A 20,687-nucleotide genomic window follows, 5' to 3' on the forward strand; every position below is an offset into this window, starting at 1 on the left:
CTGAGGAGCCTGCGTCAGCAGGCGTCTCGAAGGGTCCGGCGGCGGAAGAACCGCCCAGCGTCCCGAAACGAAAACGGGGGCCAAGAGGCCCCCGCATCGTCGCTTGTGAAACCCGGCCTCAGGCGGCGAGGTTCTTTTCCGCGAAGTCCCAGTTGACCAGCTTGTCCAGGAAGGCGGTCAGGAAGTCCGGGCGGCGGTTCTGGTAGTCGAGATAGTAGGCGTGCTCCCACACGTCGCAGGTGATGAGCGCCTTCTTGCCCTTGGTCATCGGCAGCTCGGCGTTGGGGGTCTTCATGATGGCGAGCTTGCCGCCATCCTCGACCAGCCACACCCAGCCGCTGCCGAACTGGCCCGCGCCGGCGGCCTTGAATTCCTCGGCGAACTTGTCGTAGGAGCCGAAGGCCTCGTCGATCTTCTTGGCGATGGCGCCGGTCGGCTTGCCGCCGCCATTCGGCTTCATCGAATGCCAGAAGAAGGTGTGGTTCCACACCTGGGCGGCGTTGTTGAAGATGCCGGCCTTGGAGGAATCGCCGGCGCTCTCCAGGATGATCTCCTCCAGCGACTTGGAGGCCAGCGGCGTGCCGTCGATCATCTTGTTCAGATTGACCACATAGGTGTTGTGGTGCTTGCCGTGATGGAAGCTCAGCGTGTTGGCCGAAACGTGCGGCTCAAGGGCGGTCTGCTCATAGGGCAGGGCCGGAAGTTCGAAGGGCATGGGACTCCTCGTTGGCTAATTCCGTTGCGCTGGAAGACGCCGATGGTGGGGCGGCGGCTTGCGAGAAGATACCCGACGAAGCGCGGTCGCCGGGTACCCATCATGTAGGCCAATCCTAAAGCCATGAAAAGCCCGTAAAAACCCTTAGTTGCTTACGGCTTCTACGGCGAGGCGGCCGGATCGGACGGCGCTTTCGACGGTGCAGGGCAGCCCGGTGGCCACCCAATCGCCCGCCAGCGCCAGGTTGCGGCGATGGCTGGGGCGGGGTTGAGCGGCCAGAAAGGCCGGCGTCTGCGCCGGCGTCGCGCGCTTTTCCTTCACGATGCGGTAAGAGGGAACCGCCGAATCGCCTGGAAGTTCCAGCGCCCGCACGATATCGGCCCAGAGCAGGGCGGCGATCTGCTCCGCCGGCTTTTCCGCCAGACCGTTCGCGGCGCTGGTGGTGGTGGAGATCACGCCGCCGCGCCGGAACAGCCATTCCGCTGTGCCGCCGACCAGCGCCAGGAAGGCCTCACCACCCGGCAGGGAGAAGGGTGTTTCCAGCCGGAAATGCCCATTCACGATGGCCTGATGTTCCAGCGGCAGCCCCAGATCGAGCAAGGAATCGGCTGCAGGGGCAGACACGGCCAGGATGGCCGCGTCCTTGTCCAGCGCGATCCGCTCGGCGTCGAACAGCAGCGCCGTGGCCCCCGCGCCGCTGCGCTCGATGCCGGTGAGGCGGCGATGGAAGCGGATATCGGCCCCGGCGCGGGCAAGGGTGGCCAGGGCCGGGTCGATCAGGCTGGCATCCAGGCTGTCGGCGGCGATCAGCGGGCGACAGGCGGCCTCCCCGCGCAGCAACGTCTGGCGCAGCAGGCGGCCCGCCAGCCGGGCGGAGGCGTGCTCCAGCGGGGTGTTGAGCGCGGAGACCAGCAGCGGCCGCCAGACCCGTTCCAGCGCCGTTCCCGGGGGCAGGCACTCGGCGACGGTGGCGCTGGCGGTCGCGGTCAGCAGCCGCCAGGGCAGATAGTCGCGCGCCCTAGTGCCCGGCGCGCGGCGGGCGGCGGACCAGGGCAGGGACCAGCCGGGGCGCAGCGTCCAGCGCGCGCCGCCGGCCAGGTCCAGGAAGGGAAAGCGGGCCGCGTCCGGCCCGGTCAGCGTGCCCGACGCACCGATGCGCCGCAGATAGGCCATCGTCTCGCGATTGCCCGACAGCAGCAGGTGATTGCCATTGTCGATCAGCCGGCCGAGCACCGGATCATGGTAGGAGCGGCAACGCCCGCCGGCCTGGCCTGCCGCCTCGTGGAGGGTCACCCGCCAGCCCGCCGCCAGCCCATGCAGCGCCGCCGACAGGCCGGCGAGGCCGGCCCCGATAACGTGCAGCCGGCGGGCCATCAGGGCTTCAGCGTCACGGCGCTGCGCAGCGCGATCCAGATTTTTTCGCCCAGCCTCAGCCGCACGCGATGATCGGCCGGCAGCCCGGTCTCGACCAGCCGGTCGAGCAGCCGGCGATAGGTCGCCAGGATCACGATGGCCGGGCGCAGGGCGGCGCGGTCGCATTTCGCCAAAGCCGCTTCGGCATCGTCATAGCGCTGGTCGGCCCAGTCGACCATGGCGACGGCGATGCGCGCCATGCCGGGATGGGCCAGCACGGCAGAGGGCTCGGTCTCGCGGATGCCGACCGCCTCCAGCATCTCGGCCGGCAGGTATAGCCGGCCCATCGCCGCATCCTCCTTCAGGTCGCGCAGGATGTTGGTGAGCTGCACGGCATCGCCCAGCGCCAGCGCGAAATCGGCGGCGTCGCGGCCCTTGGCGCCATAGACGGCAATCGACAGCATGCCGACCGCGCCGGCCACCCGACGGCAATAGAGCTGCAATTCCGGCATCGAGGGCGCGCGGATATCGCCGGCGGCATCCATCGCCATGCCGGCGGCTATCTCCTCGAACCAGCGCCGGTCGAGGCCGTAGCGCTCGACCGGCTCGACCAGCGCGCGGGCGATCGGATGGGCGGGATGGCCGGCGTAGAGCGCCGCGATCTCGCGCCGCCAATCCTCCAGCAGGGCGCGTTTCTCGGCCAGTGGCAGCGGGCCGTCGGCGATATCGTCCAGCTCGCGGCAGAAGGCGTAGATCGCGAACATCGCCTGGCGCTTGGCGGGCGGCAGCAGCCGCATGCTCCAATAGAACGAGCTTTTCGAGCGTTCCACGATGGCCTGCACATGCGCCTGCTCGGCGAGCGCGCTCATGGCGCGATGCCCGCCAGCGCGCAGCGCAGCTTGTCGAGCGCGGTCAGCCGCACGCGGCCGGCCAGCGGGTCCTGCCGGCGCAGCCGGGTCAGCAGCCGCTCGCCGCAGGCCTGCACGATGGCGGTCTGCCGCTTCAGGCCGCGATGGCGCATCCGGCCGGCCAGCGGGCGGGAAAGCGCCAGCAGCGCGGCCGTTTCGGTCAATGCCCGGTCCAGCACCCGGCGCAGCGGCGGGGCGGTGGATCCGGCGGTCAGCATGGCGCCATCGGCGCCCTCGGCGGCCAGCCAGTCCTGCGGCAGGTAGAGCCGGTCGAGGTTGCGGTAATCCTGCGCCACATCCTGCAGATGGTTCAGCACCTGCAGGGCGGCGCACAGCGCGTCGGCGCGCGGCCACAACGCGCGCTCCTCGCCGAACAGATCGAGCAGGAAGCGGCCGACCGGGGCGGCGGAATAGCGGCAATAGCCCATCAGCGCGTCCCAACTGGCATAGCGCGACTGCACCGCATCCTGGCGGAAGGCGATCAGCAGTTCGGCGGCATGCGCGGCGCCGCTGACGGGCAGGGCGGTCGCCATGCGGTCAAGCAGCGCTAGCTTCCCGGCGGGTGTTAAGTACGGGTGGTCGGCGATGTCGTCGGCGGCGCGGGCGAAGCGGTAGAAGGCCAGTATCTCCGCCCGCTCGGCCGCCGGCAGCAGATAGGAGGCGACGGGAAAATTCTCCTGCGCCGCTCCCTTGCCGGAGGCGTAGTCATCGTGTCGCAGGGTGGATTGTGCGGGCATTGGCTTCCAATGTGGCTTGGCGGCGCGCCGGGAACTATATAGGACGGGTGCCGCCAAGCCCACCCTGCCGGAGCCTTTCCCATGTCCGAAGCCGCCTTGTCCTACTGCGCCCGCGAGGTGCGGCGGAACGACCCGGAGCGCTTCCTGACCTGCCTGTTCGCTCCGGCGGAGCGGCGCGAGGCGCTGTTCGCGCTGTACGCCTTCAACCAGGAGATCGCCAAGACCCGGTCGGTCGTGTCGGAGCCGTTGCTGGGCGAAATCCGCCTGACCTGGTGGCGCGACGCGATCGGCGAAATCTACCAGGGCCAGCCGCGTCAGCATGAGGTGGTGCAGGAACTGGCCAAGGCGGTGGCGGCCTACGGCCTCACCCGCGCACATTTAGACCGGATGATCGAGGCCCGCGCCCAGGATCTGACGGAGGAACCGCCGGCCGATATGCCGGCGCTGCTGGCCTATGCCGAGGGCACGTCCAGCACGCTGACGGCGCTGTGCCTGGAGGTTCTGGGCGCGTCTGCATCCGAGGCGGCGACGCCGGCCGGCATCGCCGTGGCGCTGACCGGGCTGGTGCGGGCGATCCCGTTCCATGCCCGCGACCATTGGGTGAACATCCCGGCCTCCCTATTGCGGGAGCACGCGGTCGATATCCAGGCGCTGTACGATCTGCGCAAGCCGGACGGGCTGCGGCGCTGCGTGGAGACCATCGCCGATGCGGCGCGCGGGAACATGGCCGCCGCCAGGGCCATGCGCGGCGCCGTGCCGAAGCCGGCGCTGGCGGCGCTGCTGCCGCTGACGCTGGCCGATGCGCACCTCGGGCTGCTGGCGAAGAACGGCCACGATGTATACGACCCGCGCCTGGGCGAGAAGTCGCCGCTGGCCTCCTGGCGGCTGACCTGGGCGGCGCTGCGCGGGCGGTACTAGACCTTGGTCGGATCGTCCTTCTTCTCCGCCTCCTCGCGCTCGCGGATGTAATCGTCGGTGGTGCGGGTCAGCGGGCGGGGCTTGCCGGCCAGCGGATTGGCCGGCCCCTCGAACTGCGCGATCACCCGGCAATCCTCGCACATCTTGATGCGCTCCAGCGCCGCCGGGTTGGCGAACATGGAATGTCCTTCCAGCTTGGCGACGATGCGCTCGACCGAGCCTTTGGTGCCGAACGGCTTGTTGCAGCGCACGCAGTGGAACGGCTCCTCCTGCTTCAGCGGCCGCACGCCGCGCGCCTCGGCGGTGAAGTTCAGCCGCGGCTCCAGCGTGATGACCTTTTCCGGGCAGGTGTTCTTGCACAGGCCGCACTGCACGCAGGCATCTTCCTGGAAGCCCAGGAACGGCTTGTCGGGATCGTCGCGCAGCGCCCCGGTCGGGCAGGCCGACACGCAGGACAGGCACAGCGTGCAGCCTTCGACATCGACCACGACCGTGCCGAACGGCGCGCCGGCCGCGAGCTGCACGGTATCCACCGGCGCGGGGGCGACATCGTGCAGATGCGCGAAGGCGAGCGTCAGGGTGGAGCGCTTGCCGCCCAGCGCCAGGAAATCGCCGCCGGGAACCGGGGCCACGCCGGGCAGGCCGTAGAGGGCGGCCTCCAGCCGGTCGGGATCGTCCTCGACCAGCACGGAGATTCGGCCGCTCTCGTAGCCCAGGCCGCTCATCGCGCTTTCCATGATGCCGGCCTGCTGGGCCAGGCCGCTCAGCTCCCCGCGCCGGGCCGGCGAGACCAGCACGGCGATTTGCGCCGCCCCATAGGCCAGCGCGCCGGCCAGCAGATCGAGGCCGGTCTGCGTCGCCTCGTTCACCGCGAAGGGAATCACATTGGCCGGCAGCCCGCGCCCGAAGCGCGACAGCAGGGAGATCAGGTCGGCCCCGGCGCGCTCGTCATGCACCAGGATCACCGGATTCTTGCCGCCAGCGGTGCGGTAGGTCGCCAGCAGCGTGCGCAGCCGCGCCAGGATGGCGGTGCTGTCCGGCATCGCATAGCTGGCCGCCCCGGTCGGGCAGACCGAATGGCAGGCGCCGCAGCCGCCGCAGATAAACGGATCGATCGCCACCGTGTCGCCGGCCGAGGTGATGGCCGAGGCCGGGCAGACATCCAGGCAGCGCGTGCAGCCGATCTTGCGGCTGCGGCTGTGGGCGCACAGCTCGGCGTGGAAATCGACATAGCGCGGCTTGCTGAATTCGCCGACCAGGTCGGTCATCCGCAGCAGCGCCTTTTGCAACGCCGCCGGATTGCCGGGATCGGGGCGGAAATAGCCCTCGCGCCGCTCATGCGAGGGGAACAAGGGCGCGTCGCCGGAGAGGTCCAGGATCAGGTCGCACTGCGAGGCCGCGCCGTTCTTGCCCGGCTCGAAGGCCAGCACCGCACGGGAGGAGGGGTCGGCCGGCGCGTAATCATTCACCATGATCTCGAACGCGCCCAGATGGCCCTTGGCCCCGGCGATGGTGCCCTTGAAGATCGGCAGATCCATGATGCGCGGCGGGATGACGTCCCGCGGCCGGCTCAGCAGCACGGTGACGTCCAGCCGCCCGGCAAGCTGGCGCGCGGCCTCGATGGCGGCCTCGTCGCGGCCATAGACCAGGCACACCCCCTCCGACTTCAGCGTGACGCTGGAGGCAGGCTGGATCTCCACCATCGCCTCGGCCAGCAGGGCGGCGATCTTCGGCGTGGCGGCCCTGGCCTGCTCCGACCAGCCGGCCTGCTCGCGGATATTGGTGAAGCCGACCGGCGCGTCGCTGCCGTCATCCTCCATCACCTCGGTGAACAGCGGCGCTTCCTGCGTGCAGGCGACGATGAAGGGATCGCCCTTGGCGGCGGCGCGGCGGAAGCTGTCGATCTCGGCCCTGCACAGCTCGGTATGGAGCGGCCCGACGGGCTGCCCGCAGGCGGCGCTCAGCGCCTTCTCGTCGAGTGGCATGGTGCCACGGCAGGTGCAGGCCAGAATCCGGCGCTGGGCGGTGGTCATTCTCGTTCCTCAAAATATCCGATGTTTTTCCCGCCTGGTGAGAAGCGGGTTATTTTGCGCTATATATTGCTGGTACGACCACTCGGCTGCAACAAGGCCGACTCGCGGCGCAGCGAAATAGCGCGGCGGGGACAGAAGGTCGAGGATACGTTGAGGATTGAATGGAGCGGACGGAAACGCTGCCGCTGGGCATCGTGGTGGAGCGGCGCGAGAGCAGCAATCGCTGGCAACCCTGGGTTTTCCGCCCCGTCGCGGTGATACCGGGCGCCGGGCCGGTGGCGGGCTGGCAGGAGATGATGGCCGGGCCGGGCTGGGCGCGCTTTCATGTCGGCACGCTGACGGCGGAGCTGTATCGCAGCCAGACGCCGGCCTATCTGCATAATCTGTCGATGGCACGGCCCTCGGTCTATGTCGTGCTGCGCCGCGACCCGGACGCCGGCGAGGATACGCCGTTCCGGCCGCATCTGGTCACCCTGTCGCCCTACGAATCGGAGGAATATTCGATCAGCGGCGACGAGCTGGTGGATGCCGTGCCGATGCCCGATTCGGTGATGGCGTGGTTGCAGGCCTATGTCGACCAGCACCATGTCGAGCAGCCCTTCATCAAGCGCCAGCGCGACAAGCACAGGAACCAGCAGGGCGCATCGCCGGTGCCGCTGGATGTCTATGGCAAGCCGGTTCGCGGGCCGGTGAAAGGCGGCGGCAATGGCTGACGGTTTTCTCGGCCGCTGGTCGCGGCTGAAGCAGCAGACCCGCCACACCGACCGGCAAGCCGGCCAGCGCCGCGCCGGCGCCGCCCCGGTGCTGCCGGAAGAGCAGCCCGCCATACCGTCCGAGCTGCCGCCGGAGGAGCAGGCGCTGGCCGTCCCGGCGCAGCCCGACGCCGCCGCCATGGAGGGGGAGAAGGGCGAGGCCGAACCCAAGGCGCTGCCGGATATCGAGAGCCTGACGGCCGAATCCGATTTCAGCGCCTTCATGCAGCGCGGCGTGCCGAGCGGCCTGCGCCGCCGCGCCCTGCGCAAGCTGTGGGCGTCGGACCCGATCTACGCCTTCCAGGACGGGCTGACCGACTATGCCGAGGATTACACCGACGCGGCCACGGTGGTGGAGGGAATGAAGACCTCCTGGAAGCTGGGCCAGGGATTCCTCAGCGACGCGGAAGTGGCGGAGAATGATTCGGTCTATCGCGCCTCGCGCAAGCTGCTCGACGCGGCGGAGCGGGCGGCCGAGCCGGACGCCGTCGCCGAGGCGGAGCCGGCGCAAGAGGCGCTGCCGGAGGCGTTGACGGATGCCGGAAGCGAAACGGACGCGGAAGGCGAAGCGGCCGATCTCGATCCGGGCGAGACGCCGCCAGAGACGGTGGCGAAGAAAATCTCCAACGAAAATGATAATCATTCTTAGTTGAGCATTTGTTTCTCTGCAACTGCGAATAATTATCACTTGAAGAAGTGCGTCTGAACCGCAGTTCTGCTTGCGAACTTATCGTCCGATCAAGTTTTCATGTGGACGCTTCGTTACACATGTTTTAACTTGTCTGGTAAGACCAATAATCGCGACCACTCATAAGAGCGGCGCATATGGATACGGACCGGGAAGAGATGCCGCCTATGGCGTACTCGCGCACTATCGAGAGTCGTATTGTGTCGGAGGAAGATATCCTGCGCGCACACTATTACGGCTTCGTCGCGCGCTTCCTGGCTTCCCCTCCCGATAAGGAATTGCTCGATATCGCCGCCCGCATGACCGGCGACGACACGCCCCTTGGCACGGCCATCGGCATTCTCGCCAAGCTGGTGGCGCAGACCACGGTGGAGGCCGCGCGCGAGGAATATACCGCGCTGTTCATCGGCCTGAATCGGGGCGAGCTGATGCCCTACGGCTCCTATTACCTGACCGGTTTCCTGCATGAGAAGCCGCTGGCCCATCTGCGCGCCGACATGGCGACGCTGGGCATCGCGCGCTCGCAGGACGTGAAGGAGCCGGAGGATCATATCGCCGCCCTGTGCGAGATGATGGCCGGCCTGATCGCGGGTTCCTTCGGGGAGCCCGCCGACCTGGCGACCCAGAAGCAGTTTTTCGACCGGCACATCCTGTCCTGGGCCGGCCGGTTCTTCGCCGATCTGGAGCGTGCCCAGGCGGCCACCCTGTATCAGCCGATCGGCACGATCGGCCGCCTGCTGCTCGATATCGAGCAGACGGCCTTTGCGATGGAAGAATGACGATGGAAGCCAACCGAGGAGGGCGCAGCATGAAGCGGGATGAAAAGCCGATTTCGACGGATCGCCGCGATTTCCTGAAATTCGCCAGCGTGGGCGCCGCGGCCGGCGCCGCCGTCGCGGTGGCGGGCGTGGGCGGCGAGGCGGTTGCCGCCACCGCCGCGCCGCAGGACGAGGCCGGCAAGGGCTATCGTCTGACCGACCATGTCAAGGCGGCCTACCGGACCGCCGGTTACTAAGCGGCCATCAGGCCCGAGCAGTTGGGGAGCGACAAGAGATGCTCAAAAAGAAATCCGATGCAGTAGCCGGCCGGTCGCGCCTGACGCAGGCGCTGGCCAGCCTCAGCGGCGCGACGATGGACCGCCGCACCTTCCTGAAGCGCTCCGGCCTTACCGCCGGCGGCGTGGCGCTGGCCGGCACGCTGGGCGGCGGCATGGTGCGCAAGGCCGAGGCGGCCTCGCCCAAGTTCGGCGGCGAGATCAAGCAGGTGAAGACGATCTGCACCCACTGCTCGGTGGGCTGCACGGTCATAGCCGAGGTGCAGAACGGCGTGTGGACCGGCCAGGAGCCGGGCTTCGACAGCCCGTTCAACCTGGGCTCGCATTGCGCCAAGGGGGCCGCGATCCGCGAGCTGACCCATGGCGAGCGCCGGCTGAAATATCCGATGAAGCTTGCCAACGGCAAGTGGGAGCGGGTGTCCTGGGAGCAGGCGATCGACGAGATCGGCGACAAGATGCTGCAGATTCGCGAGCAGGCCGGCCCGGATTCGGTCTATTGGCTCGGCTCCGCCAAGCACAGCAACGAGCAATCCTACCTGATCCGCAAGTTCGCCGGGTTCTGGGGGACGAACAATATCGACCATCAGGCCCGCATCTGCCATTCCACCACGGTCGCCGGCGTCGCCAACACCTGGGGCTACGGCGCGATGACCAACAGCTATAACGACATGATGAAGAGCCGCCTGCTGTTCTTCATCGGCGGCAACCCGGCCGAGGCGCACCCGGTGTCGTTGCAGCACATCCTGAAGTCGAAGGAGCAGAACGGCGCGCCGCTGATCGTGTGCGATCCGCGCTTCACCCGCACCGCCGCGCATGCCGACGAATATGTGCGCTTCCGCCCGGGCAGCGATGTCGGGCTGATCTGGGGCATCCTCTGGCACATCTTCGAGAATGGCTGGGAGGACAAGGACTTCATCGCCAAGCGCGTCTACGGCATGGACATGATCCGCGCCGAAGTCGCCAAGTGGGACCCGAAGGAGACCGAGCGCGTCACCGGCGTTCCCGGTTCGCAGCTTGAGCGCGTCGCCCGGCTGATGGCGACCAACAAGCCCGGCACGCTGGTCTGGTGCATGGGCGGCACGCAGCACACCAACGGCAACAACAACACCCGCGCCTACTGCATCCTGCAGCTGGCGCTGGGCAATGTCGGCGTGGCCGGCGGCGGCACCAACATCTTCCGCGGTCACGACAATGTGCAGGGCGCCACCGATTTCGGCGTCGTGATGGACTCGCTGCCGGGCTATTACGGCCTGGCCGCCGGTTCCTGGGCCCATTGGGCGCGGGTCTGGGATGTCGACTATAATTATCTCCTCGGCCGCTTCGCCTCGAAAGACATGATGGAGAAGGTCGGCATTCCGGTGTCGCGCTGGTTCGACGGCGTGCTGGAGGAAAAGGGCAATATCGACCAGCCCGACCAGATCAAGGCGATGGTGTTCTGGGGCCATGCCCCGAACTCCCAGACCCGCCTGCCGGACATGAAGAAGGCGATGGAGAAGCTGGACCTTCTCGTCGTCATCGATCCGGTGCCGACCGTCTCGGCCGTGCTGCACGACCGCAAGGATGGCTGCTACCTGCTGCCGGCCTGCACCCAGCTTGAGACCTATGGCTCGGTAACGGCCTCGAACCGCTCGGTGCAGTGGCGCGACAAGGTGGTGGACCCGATCTTCGAATCGAAGACCGACCACGAGATCATGTACCGCTTCGCCAAGAAGTTCGGCTTCGACAAGGAGATGTTCAAGCACATCGCGGTGAACGGCAACGAGCCGAGCATCGAGGACATCACCCGCGAGTGGAACAAGGGCATGTGGACCATCGGCTATACCGGCCAGTCGCCGGAACGGCTGAAGATGCACATGGCCAATCAGGCGACCTTCGACAAGGTCAGCCTGCGCGCCGTGGGCGGCCCGGCGGATGGCGAGTTCTACGGCCTGCCCTGGCCGTGCTGGGGCACGCCGGAGATGAAGCATACCGGTTCGGCGAACCTGTACGATATCTCGCTGCCGGTGGCGAAGGGCGGCATGGGCTTCCGCGTCAATTTCGGGCTGGAGCGCAACGGCCAGACCCTGCTGGCGGAGAATTCCTGGCCGGTCGGCTCCGAGATCGAGGACGGCTATCCCGAATTCACCATGGCCATCCTGCAGAAGCTGGGCTGGGACAAGGATCTGACGGCCGAGGAAATGGCGTCGATCCAGAAGGTCGGCGGCGCCAAGATCGAGGCGGTGAACTGGAAGACCGACCTGTCGGGCGGCATCCAGCGCGTCGTCATCGCCCATGGCTGCGCCCCCTATGGCAACGGCAAGGCGCGGTGCGAGGTCTGGAACTTCCCGGACCCGATCCCGCTGCACCGCGAGCCGCTCTACACCCCGCGCCGCGACCTGGTGGCCGATTACCCGACCTACAAGGATCGCAAGCTGCATCGTCTGCCGACCTTGTTCGAATCGATCCAGAAGAAGGACGTTTCGAAGGAGTTCCCGATCATCCTCACCTCCGGCCGGCTGGTCGAATATGAGGGCGGCGGCGACGAGAGCCGGTCGAACCCCTGGCTGGCCGAGTTGCAGCAGGACATGTTCGTCGAGATCAACCCGTTCGACGCTAACAGCCTGGGCATCAAGGACGGCCAGATGGTCTGGGTGGCCGGTCCGGAAGGCGGCAAGGTCCGCGTCATGGCGATGCTGACCGAGCGTGTCGGCAAGGGCGTGGCGTTCATGCCGTTCCATTTCGGCGGCCACTTCCAGGGCAAGGATCTGCGGGCGAAATACCCGCAGGGCGCCGATCCCTACGTGCTGGGCGAATCGACCAACACCGCGCAGACCTACGGTTATGACTCGGTGACCCAGATGCAGGAAACCAAGACCACGCTTTGCCGCATCGAGCGCGCATAAAGACAGGGAGACGTTAGATATGGCCCGCATGAAATTCCTCTGCGACGCCGAGCGCTGCATCGAATGCAATGCCTGCGTCACCGCCTGCAAGAACGAGCATGAGGTGCCCTGGGGCATCAACCGCCGTCGCGTCGTGACCATCAATGACGGCAAGCCGGGCGAGAAATCCATCTCGGTCGCCTGCATGCATTGCTCGGACGCGCCCTGCATGGCGGTCTGCCCGGTGGACTGCTTCGTGCAGACCGCCGAGGGCGTCGTGCTGCACAACAAGGAAACCTGCATCGGTTGCGGCTATTGCTTCTACGCCTGCCCGTTCGGCGCGCCGCAATATCCGCAGGCCGGCAATTTCGGCACCCGCGGCAAGATGGACAAGTGCACCTTCTGCGCCGGTGGGCCGGAAGAGGCGGCCAGCTCCGAGGCCGAATTCCGCAAATACGGCCGCAACCGCATCGCCGAGGGCAAGCTGCCGCTCTGCGCCGAGATGTGCTCGACCAAGGCGCTGCTGGCCGGCGACGGCGATGTGGTGTCGAACATCTACCGCGAGCGCGTCGTGGCGCGCGGCTTCGGCTCCGGCGCCTGGGGCTGGGGCACGGCCTACGAAGCGAAGGCCGGCGGCTGATAAGGAGCGGGCGGGGAGGGCGCAACTCTCCCCGCCGCTTTTTTTACAGAACAGGCCGAACGGCCATCGACGTTGAAGAACAAGGGGCGCCGTCAAGGCGTTCGCAGGCAAGGAACGCATTGCCATGACGCTTCATGCGACTGAGGTACCGAAACCGCGCCGCGCCGCCTTCCTGGCGCTGGGCCTGCTGGTCCTGGCCGGCGGACTGCTGCAAGGCTGCCGGGAGGAGGAGCAGGACCGTGTCCTGCTGTTCGATAAGGGCCACTATATCGGCAAGAATGTCGATGGCGGCAAGCTGGACCCGGCGCAGATCGACGAGCTGAACAAGCGCGCCGAAAAGCAGTGGATGTGAGCAAGGGGGAGAGCCGGATCATGAATATCGCCACCTTAATCCCGCGCGCGCTGACCGTTCTCGCCCTGGCCCTGCTGCTGCTCGGCGGCGGCCCGGCTGTGGAGCGGCTGGCCGGATCTGGCGGCGACGCCGTCGCCCAGCAGGCGGCCCCGGCCGACCCCGGCAAGTCGGATGTCTGGCGCTCGATCCGCAATGGCGAGCGCGGCTATGTATCCATCCCGAACAAGCAGGCCGGCGTTCTGGTGCAGTCCGAAGGCGAGAATTGGCGCGCCTTCCGCAACGGCCCGATGTCCAATTGGGGTGTGTGGGGCATGATCGGGATGATCGGCCTGCTGGCCCTGTTCTTCCTGATTCGCGGCCGGGTGCGCATCGAGCATGGGCCCAGCCCGCGCCGCATCGAGCGGTTCAACGGCATCGAGCGCTTCGCCCATTGGCTGACTGCCGTCAGCTTCATCGTGCTGGCGCTGACCGGGCTGAACATCCTCTATGGCCGCTATGTGCTGCTGCCGCTGCTGGGGCCGGAGATTTTCTCCGCCATCACCATCGCCGGCAAATACATGCATAATTACATCGCCTTCGCCTTCATGCTGGGGCTGGCGATGATCATCGTGCTGTGGGTGAAGGACAATATCCCCGGCAAGCTGGATCTGAACTGGCTGGCCAAGGGCGGCGGGCTGTTCGGCAAGGGCAACCATCCGCCGGCCCGAAAATTCAACGCCGGCCAGAAGATCGTGTTCTGGGCCGTTGCGCTGGGCGGCATCTCGGTCAGCCTGTCGGGCATCGCCCTGCTGTTCCCGTTCGAGCTGGCGCTGTTCGGCAAGACCTTCGCCTTCCTGAACATCTTCGGCTTTGGCCTGCCTGAGAATCTGACGATGATGCAGGAGATGCAGCTCTCGCAGCTCTGGCACGCCATTGTCAGCCTGGTGCTGATCGTCATGATCTTCGCCCATATCTATATCGGCACCATCGGCATGGAAGGCGCATTCGACGCCATGGGCAGCGGCATGGTCGATGAGAATTGGGCCAAGGAGCATCACAGCCTGTGGGTCGACGAAGTGAAGCAGAAGGAGCGCGACGCCCATCTGCCCGGCGGGCGCGCGCCCGCGGCCGGCCACGACGATTGAGCCGGTATCCGGAACGAACGGAGCGAGTAATGCGCACCACAACCCTGGCGGCGGCCGGCCTTGTCCTGGCCGGTCTGCTTGGCGTCGCGCCGGCCGCGGCGCAGGCCGCGCTGAGCGAAAAGGCAGTCGCAGACAAGATCGCCGAGGCCTATCCGGTGCAGGTGCTGAAGGTGAAGCCGGCCCGGCATGGCGACAAGGTGGTCTATGCCGTCACCATGATGCGCAAGGCCGGCGAGGGCGCCGGCAGCAGCGCCTTCCAGGTGGTGCAAATCCTGGTTGATCCGATGACCGGCGCGCCGCTGCCGGCGTTCGAGCATCTGACCACCGGCTATGCCAATTCGGCCACCGAATCCTACCGCACCGGCGACGATATCGGCGTGGAAGCGCGCCGCCAGACCACCCGGAACACCAGCCGCCCATAGCGATGCGCTCCCCGGCGGGATTCCTGGGCCTCGCCCTGCTGCTGGCCACATCGCCGGCCTCGGCCCAGCTTGCCGGCCATGGCGGCCCGGTGAAGGCGGTCGCCGCCGCCCCGGCCGAGGGGCTGGCCGTCAGCGGCAGCTTCGATTACGCGGTCATGTTCTGGGATTTGCCGGCCGGCCGGGCGCTGGCCACGCTGCACGGCCACAAGGCCGCGGTGAACGCGGTTCTCATGCTCGCCGATCGCCGGGCGGTCAGCGCCAGCGACGATGGCGATCTGCTGCTGTGGCAGGCCGACCGGGCGGAACCGCTGCGCCGCTTCGCCGGCCATCAGGGACGCGTTGTCGCCTTGGCCGCCAGCGGCAACCGGCTGGGGTCCGCCGCCTGGGACGGCACCGCCCGGCTGTGGGACATGGAAACCGGGGCGGAGCTGCTGCGCTTCGAGGGACACCAGGGCAATGTGAACGATATCGCCCTGTCGCCCGATGGCGCGCTGGCGGCGACCGCCGGCTACGATTCCACCATCCGCGTCTGGCGCACCGGCGACGGCGTGCAAATTCGCGAGCTGCGCGGCCATGAGTTCGGCGTGAACAGCGTGATTTTCTCCGCCGACGGCAAGCGCGTGATTTCCGGCGGCACGGACGAGAGCGTGCGGCTGTGGGATATCGAGCAGGGCAAGGAAATCCAGGCGCTGCTCGGCCATCGCGGGCCGGTGCTCGATCTGGCGCGCGCGCCGGGGGGCGGCTTCGCCTCCGCCGGCATCGACGGCACGATCCGCCTGTACCGCACGCCGGCGGACAAGCCGCAGGTGCTTGGCCCACGCCGAGGCGCGGTTTGGTCCATCGCCTTCTCGGCCGATGGCGCGCGGCTGCTCGCCGCCGGCAATGACGGTCTGATCCGGCTGTGGGACACCGCGAACGGGCAGGAGATCACGGCTGAAACGCCGGTTGCCGCCGCGCCGCCGCCCGCCATGGCCAATGCCGGCAACGAGCGCGGGGCGGCCTTGTTCAAGCGCTGCGGGCCGTGCCACACGGTGACGCCGGATGGCGGCAACCGCGCCGGGCCGACGCTGCACAATATCTTCGGCCGGCGCATGGGCACGGTGGCGGGGTACCCTTATTCCGAGGCGCTGCGCAAGGGCGATATCGTCTGGACCGAGGAGAATGTGGCCGACCTGTTCACCCGCGGCCCCGATGTGGTGACGCCGGGCAGCAAGATGCCGTTGCAGAAGCTGGTCAATCCGGAGGATCGCGACGCGCTGATCGACTATCTGCGCCAGGTGACGACGCCCCGCTGACGGGCGTTCGGGATTGGCGTATAATGCGTAAAACGGGCATTGCCCGAGGGGAGGTAGAGATGAAAGCGTTTCTGTGCAGCCTGATCGCCATTCTGGTCGTCGCCATCGGCGCCGGCATGATCCTGAACAGCGTGCAATCGCCATCTGCGCAGCTCTATCAGTCGCATAAGGGCTCCGTCCGGCTCTAGGCAAGCCATGATCCGCGCCATCGCGTTCGACGCCTATGGCACGTTGTTCGACGTGCATTCGGTGCGCGCCCTGCTGGAGCAGATGTATCCCGGCAAGGCGGCGGCCCTGTCCGCCCTGTGGCGACAAAAGCAGCTGGAATATAGCTGGCTGCGCAGCCTGATGGAGCGCTATGAGGATTTCTGGTCGGTCACCCGCGCCGGCCTGGTCTATGCGCTGAAGAACCAGGGCATCGAGCCCGCGCCGGCCGATATCGAGCGGCTGATGGGGCAATATCTGAGGCTGGACGCGCATGAGGAAGCCCCGGCGGCGCTGCGGGCGCTGAAGGCCAAGGGCGTGCGCCTGGCGATTTCCTCCAACGGCAGCCCGGCGATGCTGGAAGCGGTGGTCAAGCATGCCGGCTTCGATACGCTGCTCGACGCGGTGATCAGCGTCGATCCGGTGCGGGTTTTCAAGCCGCATCACAAGGCCTACGACATTGTGGTCGACACGCTGGGGCTGCCGGCCGGGGACATTCTGTTCGTCTCCTCCAACGGCTTCGACGTGGCGGGGGCCAGCTATTACGGCTTCCCGGTCGCCTGGATCCAGCGCATCAGCGGCCAGGCGGAGGAACTGGGGGCGAAGCCGGCGCACAGCATCCGCTACCTCACCGATCTGGTCGAGCTGGCCGGCTAGAGCGGCATCAGCCCGGTCAGCCAGAGCCACAGGCCGGCCCCGGCCAGCGACAGCAGCGTCATCGGCACGCCGCAGCGGGCATGCTCGATAAAGCCCAGCGTCACGCCGACGCTTTTTGCCCGCTCGACCACAATGATATTCGCCAAGCTGCCGATGATCAGCAGGTTGCCGGCAAGGGTGGACAGGATCGCCAGGCCGTACAGGGTCTGGGCGCTCAAATCCGGCCAGACCGCCAGCAGCAGGATCACCGCCGGCACGTTGCCGATGGTGTTGCTGCCAATCAGCGATACCGGCAGCAACACCGCCAGCCGATCCGGCGACAGGCCGGCCGCGGCCAGCATCGCCACCGCGTCGGCGGGCAGGCCCGTGGTCTCCAGCGCCGCGGTGACCACGAACAGCCCGGCGAACAGCACCAGCAGCGGCCAGTCCACCTTGTCCAGCATCTGCCGCGTCGCCACCCGGCGGCTGACCAGCAAGGCGGCGGCGATGATCAGCACGCCGATGGCGTGGGGCAGGGGGGCGGCGAACAGCGCCAGCAGCGCCGCCGTGCCGACCAGCGCCTTGATCAGGCTGCCGCGATCGAGCCGGATCGCCGGCAGGCTGTCGCCGTCGATCAGCGCGGCCTGGAACCGGCCGCGCCAGACCAGCCAGATGGTGGCGTGGCAGGCGATGAGGCCAATCAGCGCCGGCACCCCGCAGGCCGCCAGGAACGGCCAGAAATCGAGATCGCCGAGCTGGGCGATCAGGATGTTCTGCGGGTTGCCGATCATGGTCGCCGCCGAGCCGGCATTGGCTCCCCCGGCGAGGCCGATCAGATAGGGCCGGGGATCGAGACCGCGCGCCCGGATACCCAGGCACAAGAGCGGCGTCATGGCGAACACCACCACATCGTTCGCCAGGATGGCCGACAGCAGCCCCGCCGCCCCGACCGTATAGGCCAGCAAAATGACCGGCGACCGGCCGAAGCCCGATATTTTCAGCGAACACCAGTCGTAGAAGCCGCTGGCATCGTACTGCGCGGACAGGATCATCAGCCCGAACAGGATGAACAAAGTGGGGAAGTCGATGGCCTCCACCACCGCCGGCGGCGTGACCGCGCCGCTGACCGCCAGCAGGATCGCCGCCAGCAGGGCGATGCCGGTACGGTCGATCCGCAGCCCCGGAAAACGCCCCAGCGCCATGCCAACATAGGTCAGCACGAAGATCGTCAGGATCAGGCCGGTATCGACGGTTTCGGTCATGGCGGCAATGGTGGCGAAAGGTCAGCCTTTCTGCACCGAAACCGCCGCCCGGTCCAGGGTCGTCCCGCTATTCCGCCGCCTTCGCCGCCTCCTGCGAGCGCGGGTCGATGGCGAACACGGCGGGCGAGGTGCGCGGCACGGCGACGAAGCTGCTCTGCTCGTCGGCAGGCTTGGCGGCGCGGCGGGTCATGCGGTACAGCGCGAACAGCCCCACGGCGGCATGCACCACAGCCGTGAAGGCGAACAGATAGCGCGGCCCGGCCGCCTCCATCAGCGCCGAGCCGGCCAGCGGGCCGATCACCGCGCCGATGCCGTTCACCAGCAGCAGGCCGGAGGAACCCTCGACGAAATCGCTGGGCTGCATGAAGTCGTTGGCGTGCGCGATGCACAGCGAATAGATCGGGATCATCGTCGCGCCGAACAGCGCCGCACCCGCCAGCATGATCCGGGGCGACTGCCCGAATATCAGCACCAGCGCCAGCCCGGCGGCGCTGGCCAGGAACAGCACCACGGTCAGCACGGTGCGGCGGTCGAACTTGTCCGACAGCCAGCCGATCGGCCATTGCGCGATGGCCCCGCCAATCATCATCGCGGCCATGAAATAGGCCACGTCGTCCAGCGGCAGCCCGCCGGCCTGGGCATAGACCGGCCCCATGCCCCAGAACGCCCCGCTTGCCACGCCGAAGCCCAGGCAGCCGATCACGCCCAGCGGCGACAGCCGGTACAGCCGGCGCAGCCTTATCTGCACCTGCTCCACCGGGGCCGGGGCCATGGTGCGGGTCAGCGCCACCGGCACCAGGCCGAGGCAGATCAGGATAGCGACCAGGCAGAACAGCGGAAAACCCATCGGGTCGGCCAGCGTCAGCAGGATCAGCCCGCCGGTGGTGGCCGTCAGATCGACGATGCGGTAGATCGAGATGACCGATCCGCGCAGCTCGTTCGGGCTGCGCTCGTTCAGCCAGCTCTCGATGATCATGTACAGCCCGGCCAGGCAGATGCCGTTCGCGCCGCGCAGCAGGGTCCAGGCCAGGGGATCGACGATCAGCGCATGCAGCAGGATCACCGAGGCCGCCACCGCCGCGAACACGGCGAAGGCGCGGATATGGCCGACCCGGCGCACGATCCGGGGGGCGATCACGCAGCCGATGATGAAGCCGGCGAAATAGCCCGCCATCAGCAGGCCGACGGTGGAGGGCGAAAAACCCTCCAGATTGCCGCGCACCGCCAGCAGGGTGCCCTGCAGGCCATTGCCGGTCAAAAGGATGCCGGCGGAGAGCAGCAGCGCGCTCAACGTAACGATGGTCTGGATCAAGGCTCTATCGATATTCTTCGTGCGGTAGGAGGATAGTAGAACATGATCCTATTTGCTTGATAAGCTGTGTGCGCCAAATGTCTCGGAATGGCCTTATTCATGACTCCCAGCATACCTCCCCGTGACGTCGCGATTATCGGGGCCGGCATCGTCGGCATGAGCGCCGCCCTGCATCTGCAGCAGGACGGCCACCGCGTCACCGTGATCGACCCGCGGCCGCCGGGCACCGGCGCTTCCTTCGGCAATGCCGGGGTGATCGCCGTGGGCGGCGTGATGCCGACCTCGATGCCCGGCCTGTGGAAGAAGGTGCCGGGCATGCTGCTGGATCCCGCCGGGCCTTTCGCGCTGCGCTGGCGGCACCTGCCGCGCATCGCCCCCTGGCTGGTGAATTTCCTGCGCGCCGGATCGCCCGAGCGGGTGCGGCGGATTTCCCGCGAGCTGCATCCGCTGGTCAGCCGCGCCTATGACGAGCACGAGGCGCTGGTGAAGCTGACCGGGGCGGAGGGCATTATTCGCCGCGTCGGCTGGCTGAAGCTCTATGGCAGCGAGGCGGGGTTCGCCGGCAGCGCGATGGACCGGGAGCTGATGACCGCCTGCGGCGTCGGCTTCCAGGTGCTGGATGGCGACGAGATCGGCCAGCTGGAGCCGCATCTGGCGCGCCGCTTCCCGCGCGGCGTGTTCGATCCCAATGCCGGCTTCGTCTCCTGGCCGCACAAGCTGGTCACCGCCTATGCCGAACATTTCCGCGCCCAGGGCGGCCTGATCCGGCAGGAGACGGTGCGCCGGCTGGAGATCGGGCCGAACGGGCCGGAGAAGATCGTCACCGACCTCGGCATCTATCCGGTCGACCGGCTGGTGATCGCCGCCGGGGCCTGGTCGAAGGCGCTGGCCGGCCAGGTCGGCGCGCCGGTGCCGCTGGATACCGAGCGCGGCTACCATCTGAACCTTAAGCTGCCGGAGGGCGCGCCCAGCGTCGGCCGGCCGACCTACATCGCCGACGATTCCTTCGTGCTGGCGCCGATGCAGGACGGGTTGCGCCTGACCAGCGGCGTGGAGCTGGCCGGGCTGGACGCGCCGGGCGATTTCACCCGCATCCGCCGGATGCTGGCCCTGGCCGACCGCAGCCTGCCCGGCCTGAAAGCGGAGGTGACCCGCGAATGGCTTGGTTTCCGCCCCTCGACGCCGGATTCAAAGCCGGTCATCGGCCGCTCGCCGCGCTATGCCAACACGGTGCTGGCCTTCGGCCACGGCCATATGGGCCTGTCCCTCGGCCCGTTCACCGGCCGCCTGGTCGCCGATCTGATCGCCGGCCGCGGCTCCCCCCTCGACCTGACCCCCTACGCCGCCGACCGCCGCTTCCGCTGACGGTTGCCCTCCGTAGACCCCAAAAGTGTCCCAGCCTTCCCTCTCCCCTGCCGGGG

At 67.7% G+C, this 20,687-nt stretch carries 21 protein-coding genes; 14 read left to right on the forward strand and 7 right to left on the reverse strand.

Features of this window, described 5'->3' with window-relative positions:
• Positions 1-118 precede the first annotated feature (118 nt).
• The 4 genes from AUP43_RS14790 to AUP43_RS14805 all read right to left on the reverse strand — a co-directional run bounded on the left by AUP43_RS14790 (position 119) and on the right by AUP43_RS14805 (position 3,713).
• Complete coding sequence (locus AUP43_RS14790; protein ID WP_067558721.1) at positions 119-715, reverse strand: superoxide dismutase; 597 nt, start codon at positions 713-715, stop codon at positions 119-121.
• A 144-nt stretch (positions 716-859) separates the two neighbouring features.
• The gene (gene hpnE / locus AUP43_RS14795; RefSeq protein WP_067558724.1) at positions 860-2,089 is read right to left on the reverse strand and encodes a hydroxysqualene dehydroxylase HpnE; all 1,230 of its coding nucleotides are present in this window, start codon (positions 2,087-2,089) and stop codon (positions 860-862) included.
• Complete coding sequence (gene hpnD, locus AUP43_RS14800) at positions 2,089-2,937, reverse strand: presqualene diphosphate synthase HpnD (protein WP_067558727.1); 849 nt, start codon at positions 2,935-2,937, stop codon at positions 2,089-2,091. Before hpnD ends, hpnE begins: the two co-directional genes overlap by 1 nt.
• Complete coding sequence (locus AUP43_RS14805) at positions 2,934-3,713, reverse strand: squalene/phytoene synthase family protein (RefSeq protein ID WP_067558730.1); 780 nt, start codon at positions 3,711-3,713, stop codon at positions 2,934-2,936. The genes hpnD and AUP43_RS14805 overlap by 4 nt, the downstream gene beginning before the upstream one ends.
• An 81-nt stretch (positions 3,714-3,794) precedes the next feature.
• Here AUP43_RS14805 and AUP43_RS14810 point away from each other — a divergent pair, with 81 nt between their 5' ends.
• Positions 3,795-4,631, forward strand: a complete 837-nt coding sequence (locus AUP43_RS14810; RefSeq protein ID WP_067558732.1) for a phytoene/squalene synthase family protein — start codon at positions 3,795-3,797, stop codon at positions 4,629-4,631.
• Here the strand turns inward: AUP43_RS14810 and AUP43_RS14815 are convergent.
• A complete protein-coding gene (locus AUP43_RS14815; protein WP_067558735.1) occupies positions 4,628-6,664 on the reverse strand; it encodes a 4Fe-4S binding protein in 2,037 nt (678 codons plus the stop codon). The genes AUP43_RS14810 and AUP43_RS14815 overlap by 4 nt on opposite strands.
• A gap of 161 nt (positions 6,665-6,825) precedes the next feature.
• Between AUP43_RS14815 and AUP43_RS14820 the strand changes: the two genes are divergently transcribed.
• The 12 genes from AUP43_RS14820 to AUP43_RS14870 all read left to right on the forward strand — a co-directional run bounded on the left by AUP43_RS14820 (position 6,826) and on the right by AUP43_RS14870 (position 16,713).
• A complete protein-coding gene (locus tag AUP43_RS14820) occupies positions 6,826-7,377 on the forward strand; it encodes a DUF3305 domain-containing protein (protein ID WP_067558738.1) in 552 nt (183 codons plus the stop codon).
• Complete coding sequence (locus AUP43_RS14825; RefSeq protein WP_067558741.1) at positions 7,370-8,065, forward strand: DUF3306 domain-containing protein; 696 nt, start codon at positions 7,370-7,372, stop codon at positions 8,063-8,065. The genes AUP43_RS14820 and AUP43_RS14825 overlap by 8 nt, the downstream gene beginning before the upstream one ends.
• Before the next feature lie 239 nt (positions 8,066-8,304).
• Positions 8,305-8,883 (forward strand): TorD/DmsD family molecular chaperone, encoded by a 579-nt coding sequence (locus AUP43_RS14830; RefSeq protein WP_232315195.1) that lies wholly within the window; start codon positions 8,305-8,307, stop codon positions 8,881-8,883.
• Positions 8,884-8,912: 29 nt separating this feature from the next.
• Positions 8,913-9,119 carry a twin-arginine translocation signal domain-containing protein gene (locus tag AUP43_RS14835; RefSeq protein ID WP_067558779.1) on the forward strand — a complete coding sequence of 69 codons (207 nt, stop codon included), beginning with the start codon at positions 8,913-8,915 and terminating at the stop codon, positions 9,117-9,119.
• 38 nt (positions 9,120-9,157) lie between these two features.
• On the forward strand, positions 9,158-12,040 hold the full coding sequence (locus AUP43_RS14840; RefSeq protein ID WP_067558746.1) for a molybdopterin-dependent oxidoreductase: 2,883 nt from the start codon (positions 9,158-9,160) through the stop codon (positions 12,038-12,040).
• 19 nt (positions 12,041-12,059) lie between these two features.
• Positions 12,060-12,659 (forward strand): formate dehydrogenase FDH3 subunit beta, encoded by a 600-nt coding sequence (gene fdh3B, locus AUP43_RS14845; protein WP_067558749.1) that lies wholly within the window; start codon positions 12,060-12,062, stop codon positions 12,657-12,659.
• A 124-nt stretch (positions 12,660-12,783) separates the two neighbouring features.
• Complete coding sequence (locus AUP43_RS14850) at positions 12,784-13,011, forward strand: hypothetical protein (RefSeq protein ID WP_067558752.1); 228 nt, start codon at positions 12,784-12,786, stop codon at positions 13,009-13,011.
• Between the two features lie 20 nt (positions 13,012-13,031).
• A complete protein-coding gene (locus tag AUP43_RS14855; RefSeq protein WP_067558755.1) occupies positions 13,032-14,135 on the forward strand; it encodes a formate dehydrogenase subunit gamma in 1,104 nt (367 codons plus the stop codon).
• Between the two features lie 29 nt (positions 14,136-14,164).
• Entirely contained in the window at positions 14,165-14,557 is a 393-nt protein-coding gene (locus tag AUP43_RS14860) for a hypothetical protein (protein ID WP_067558757.1), read from the forward strand.
• Between the two features lie 2 nt (positions 14,558-14,559).
• Entirely contained in the window at positions 14,560-15,852 is a 1,293-nt protein-coding gene (locus AUP43_RS14865; protein ID WP_067558764.1) for a c-type cytochrome, read from the forward strand.
• 59 nt (positions 15,853-15,911) lie between these two features.
• Complete coding sequence (locus tag AUP43_RS19615; protein ID WP_269746878.1) at positions 15,912-16,040, forward strand: hypothetical protein; 129 nt, start codon at positions 15,912-15,914, stop codon at positions 16,038-16,040.
• Between the two features lie 7 nt (positions 16,041-16,047).
• Positions 16,048-16,713, forward strand: coding sequence for a haloacid dehalogenase type II (locus tag AUP43_RS14870; RefSeq protein ID WP_067558766.1), 666 nt, complete (start codon positions 16,048-16,050; stop codon positions 16,711-16,713).
• On the opposite strand, the gene AUP43_RS14875 is transcribed toward AUP43_RS14870, so the two are convergent.
• Together AUP43_RS14875 and AUP43_RS14880 are read right to left on the reverse strand one after the other, a co-directional pair.
• Positions 16,710-17,954 carry an SLC13 family permease gene (locus AUP43_RS14875; protein WP_067558769.1) on the reverse strand — a complete coding sequence of 415 codons (1,245 nt, stop codon included), beginning with the start codon at positions 17,952-17,954 and terminating at the stop codon, positions 16,710-16,712. The two genes, AUP43_RS14870 and AUP43_RS14875, sit on opposite strands and share 4 nt — an antisense overlap.
• A 67-nt stretch (positions 17,955-18,021) precedes the next feature.
• Positions 18,022-19,266 (reverse strand): MFS transporter, encoded by a 1,245-nt coding sequence (locus AUP43_RS14880; RefSeq protein WP_067558772.1) that lies wholly within the window; start codon positions 19,264-19,266, stop codon positions 18,022-18,024.
• A gap of 99 nt (positions 19,267-19,365) precedes the next feature.
• Here AUP43_RS14880 and AUP43_RS14885 point away from each other — a divergent pair, with 99 nt between their 5' ends.
• Entirely contained in the window at positions 19,366-20,631 is a 1,266-nt protein-coding gene (locus AUP43_RS14885) for an NAD(P)/FAD-dependent oxidoreductase (RefSeq protein ID WP_084462839.1), read from the forward strand.
• Positions 20,632-20,687 lie beyond the last annotated feature (56 nt).

It is taken from the genome of Oceanibaculum pacificum (genome assembly GCF_001618175.1).
Lineage (GTDB): Bacteria > Pseudomonadota > Alphaproteobacteria > Oceanibaculales > Oceanibaculaceae > Oceanibaculum > Oceanibaculum pacificum.

Bases quoted from the DNA above. Each gene is read 5' to 3' on its own strand.
- AUP43_RS14790 (WP_067558721.1), bottom strand. From the start codon at position 715: ATGCCCTTCGAACTTCCGGCCCTGCCCTATGAGCAGACCGCCCTTGAG.
- hpnE (WP_067558724.1), bottom strand. From the start codon at position 2,089: ATGGCCCGCCGGCTGCACGTTATCGGGGCCGGCCTCGCCGGCCTGTCG.
- hpnD (WP_067558727.1), bottom strand. From the start codon at position 2,937: ATGAGCGCGCTCGCCGAGCAGGCGCATGTGCAGGCCATCGTGGAACGC.
- AUP43_RS14805 (WP_067558730.1), bottom strand. From the start codon at position 3,713: ATGCCCGCACAATCCACCCTGCGACACGATGACTACGCCTCCGGCAAG.
- AUP43_RS14810 (WP_067558732.1), top strand. From the start codon at position 3,795: ATGTCCGAAGCCGCCTTGTCCTACTGCGCCCGCGAGGTGCGGCGGAAC.
- AUP43_RS14815 (WP_067558735.1), bottom strand. From the start codon at position 6,664: ATGACCACCGCCCAGCGCCGGATTCTGGCCTGCACCTGCCGTGGCACC.
- AUP43_RS14820 (WP_067558738.1), top strand. From the start codon at position 6,826: ATGGAGCGGACGGAAACGCTGCCGCTGGGCATCGTGGTGGAGCGGCGC.
- AUP43_RS14825 (WP_067558741.1), top strand. From the start codon at position 7,370: ATGGCTGACGGTTTTCTCGGCCGCTGGTCGCGGCTGAAGCAGCAGACC.
- AUP43_RS14835 (WP_067558779.1), top strand. From the start codon at position 8,913: ATGAAGCGGGATGAAAAGCCGATTTCGACGGATCGCCGCGATTTCCTG.
- AUP43_RS14840 (WP_067558746.1), top strand. From the start codon at position 9,158: ATGCTCAAAAAGAAATCCGATGCAGTAGCCGGCCGGTCGCGCCTGACG.
- fdh3B (WP_067558749.1), top strand. From the start codon at position 12,060: ATGGCCCGCATGAAATTCCTCTGCGACGCCGAGCGCTGCATCGAATGC.
- AUP43_RS14850 (WP_067558752.1), top strand. From the start codon at position 12,784: ATGACGCTTCATGCGACTGAGGTACCGAAACCGCGCCGCGCCGCCTTC.
- AUP43_RS14855 (WP_067558755.1), top strand. From the start codon at position 13,032: ATGAATATCGCCACCTTAATCCCGCGCGCGCTGACCGTTCTCGCCCTG.
- AUP43_RS14860 (WP_067558757.1), top strand. From the start codon at position 14,165: ATGCGCACCACAACCCTGGCGGCGGCCGGCCTTGTCCTGGCCGGTCTG.
- AUP43_RS14865 (WP_067558764.1), top strand. From the start codon at position 14,560: ATGCGCTCCCCGGCGGGATTCCTGGGCCTCGCCCTGCTGCTGGCCACA.
- AUP43_RS19615 (WP_269746878.1), top strand. From the start codon at position 15,912: ATGAAAGCGTTTCTGTGCAGCCTGATCGCCATTCTGGTCGTCGCCATC.
- AUP43_RS14870 (WP_067558766.1), top strand. From the start codon at position 16,048: ATGATCCGCGCCATCGCGTTCGACGCCTATGGCACGTTGTTCGACGTG.
- AUP43_RS14875 (WP_067558769.1), bottom strand. From the start codon at position 17,954: ATGACCGAAACCGTCGATACCGGCCTGATCCTGACGATCTTCGTGCTG.
- AUP43_RS14885 (WP_084462839.1), top strand. From the start codon at position 19,366: ATGACTCCCAGCATACCTCCCCGTGACGTCGCGATTATCGGGGCCGGC.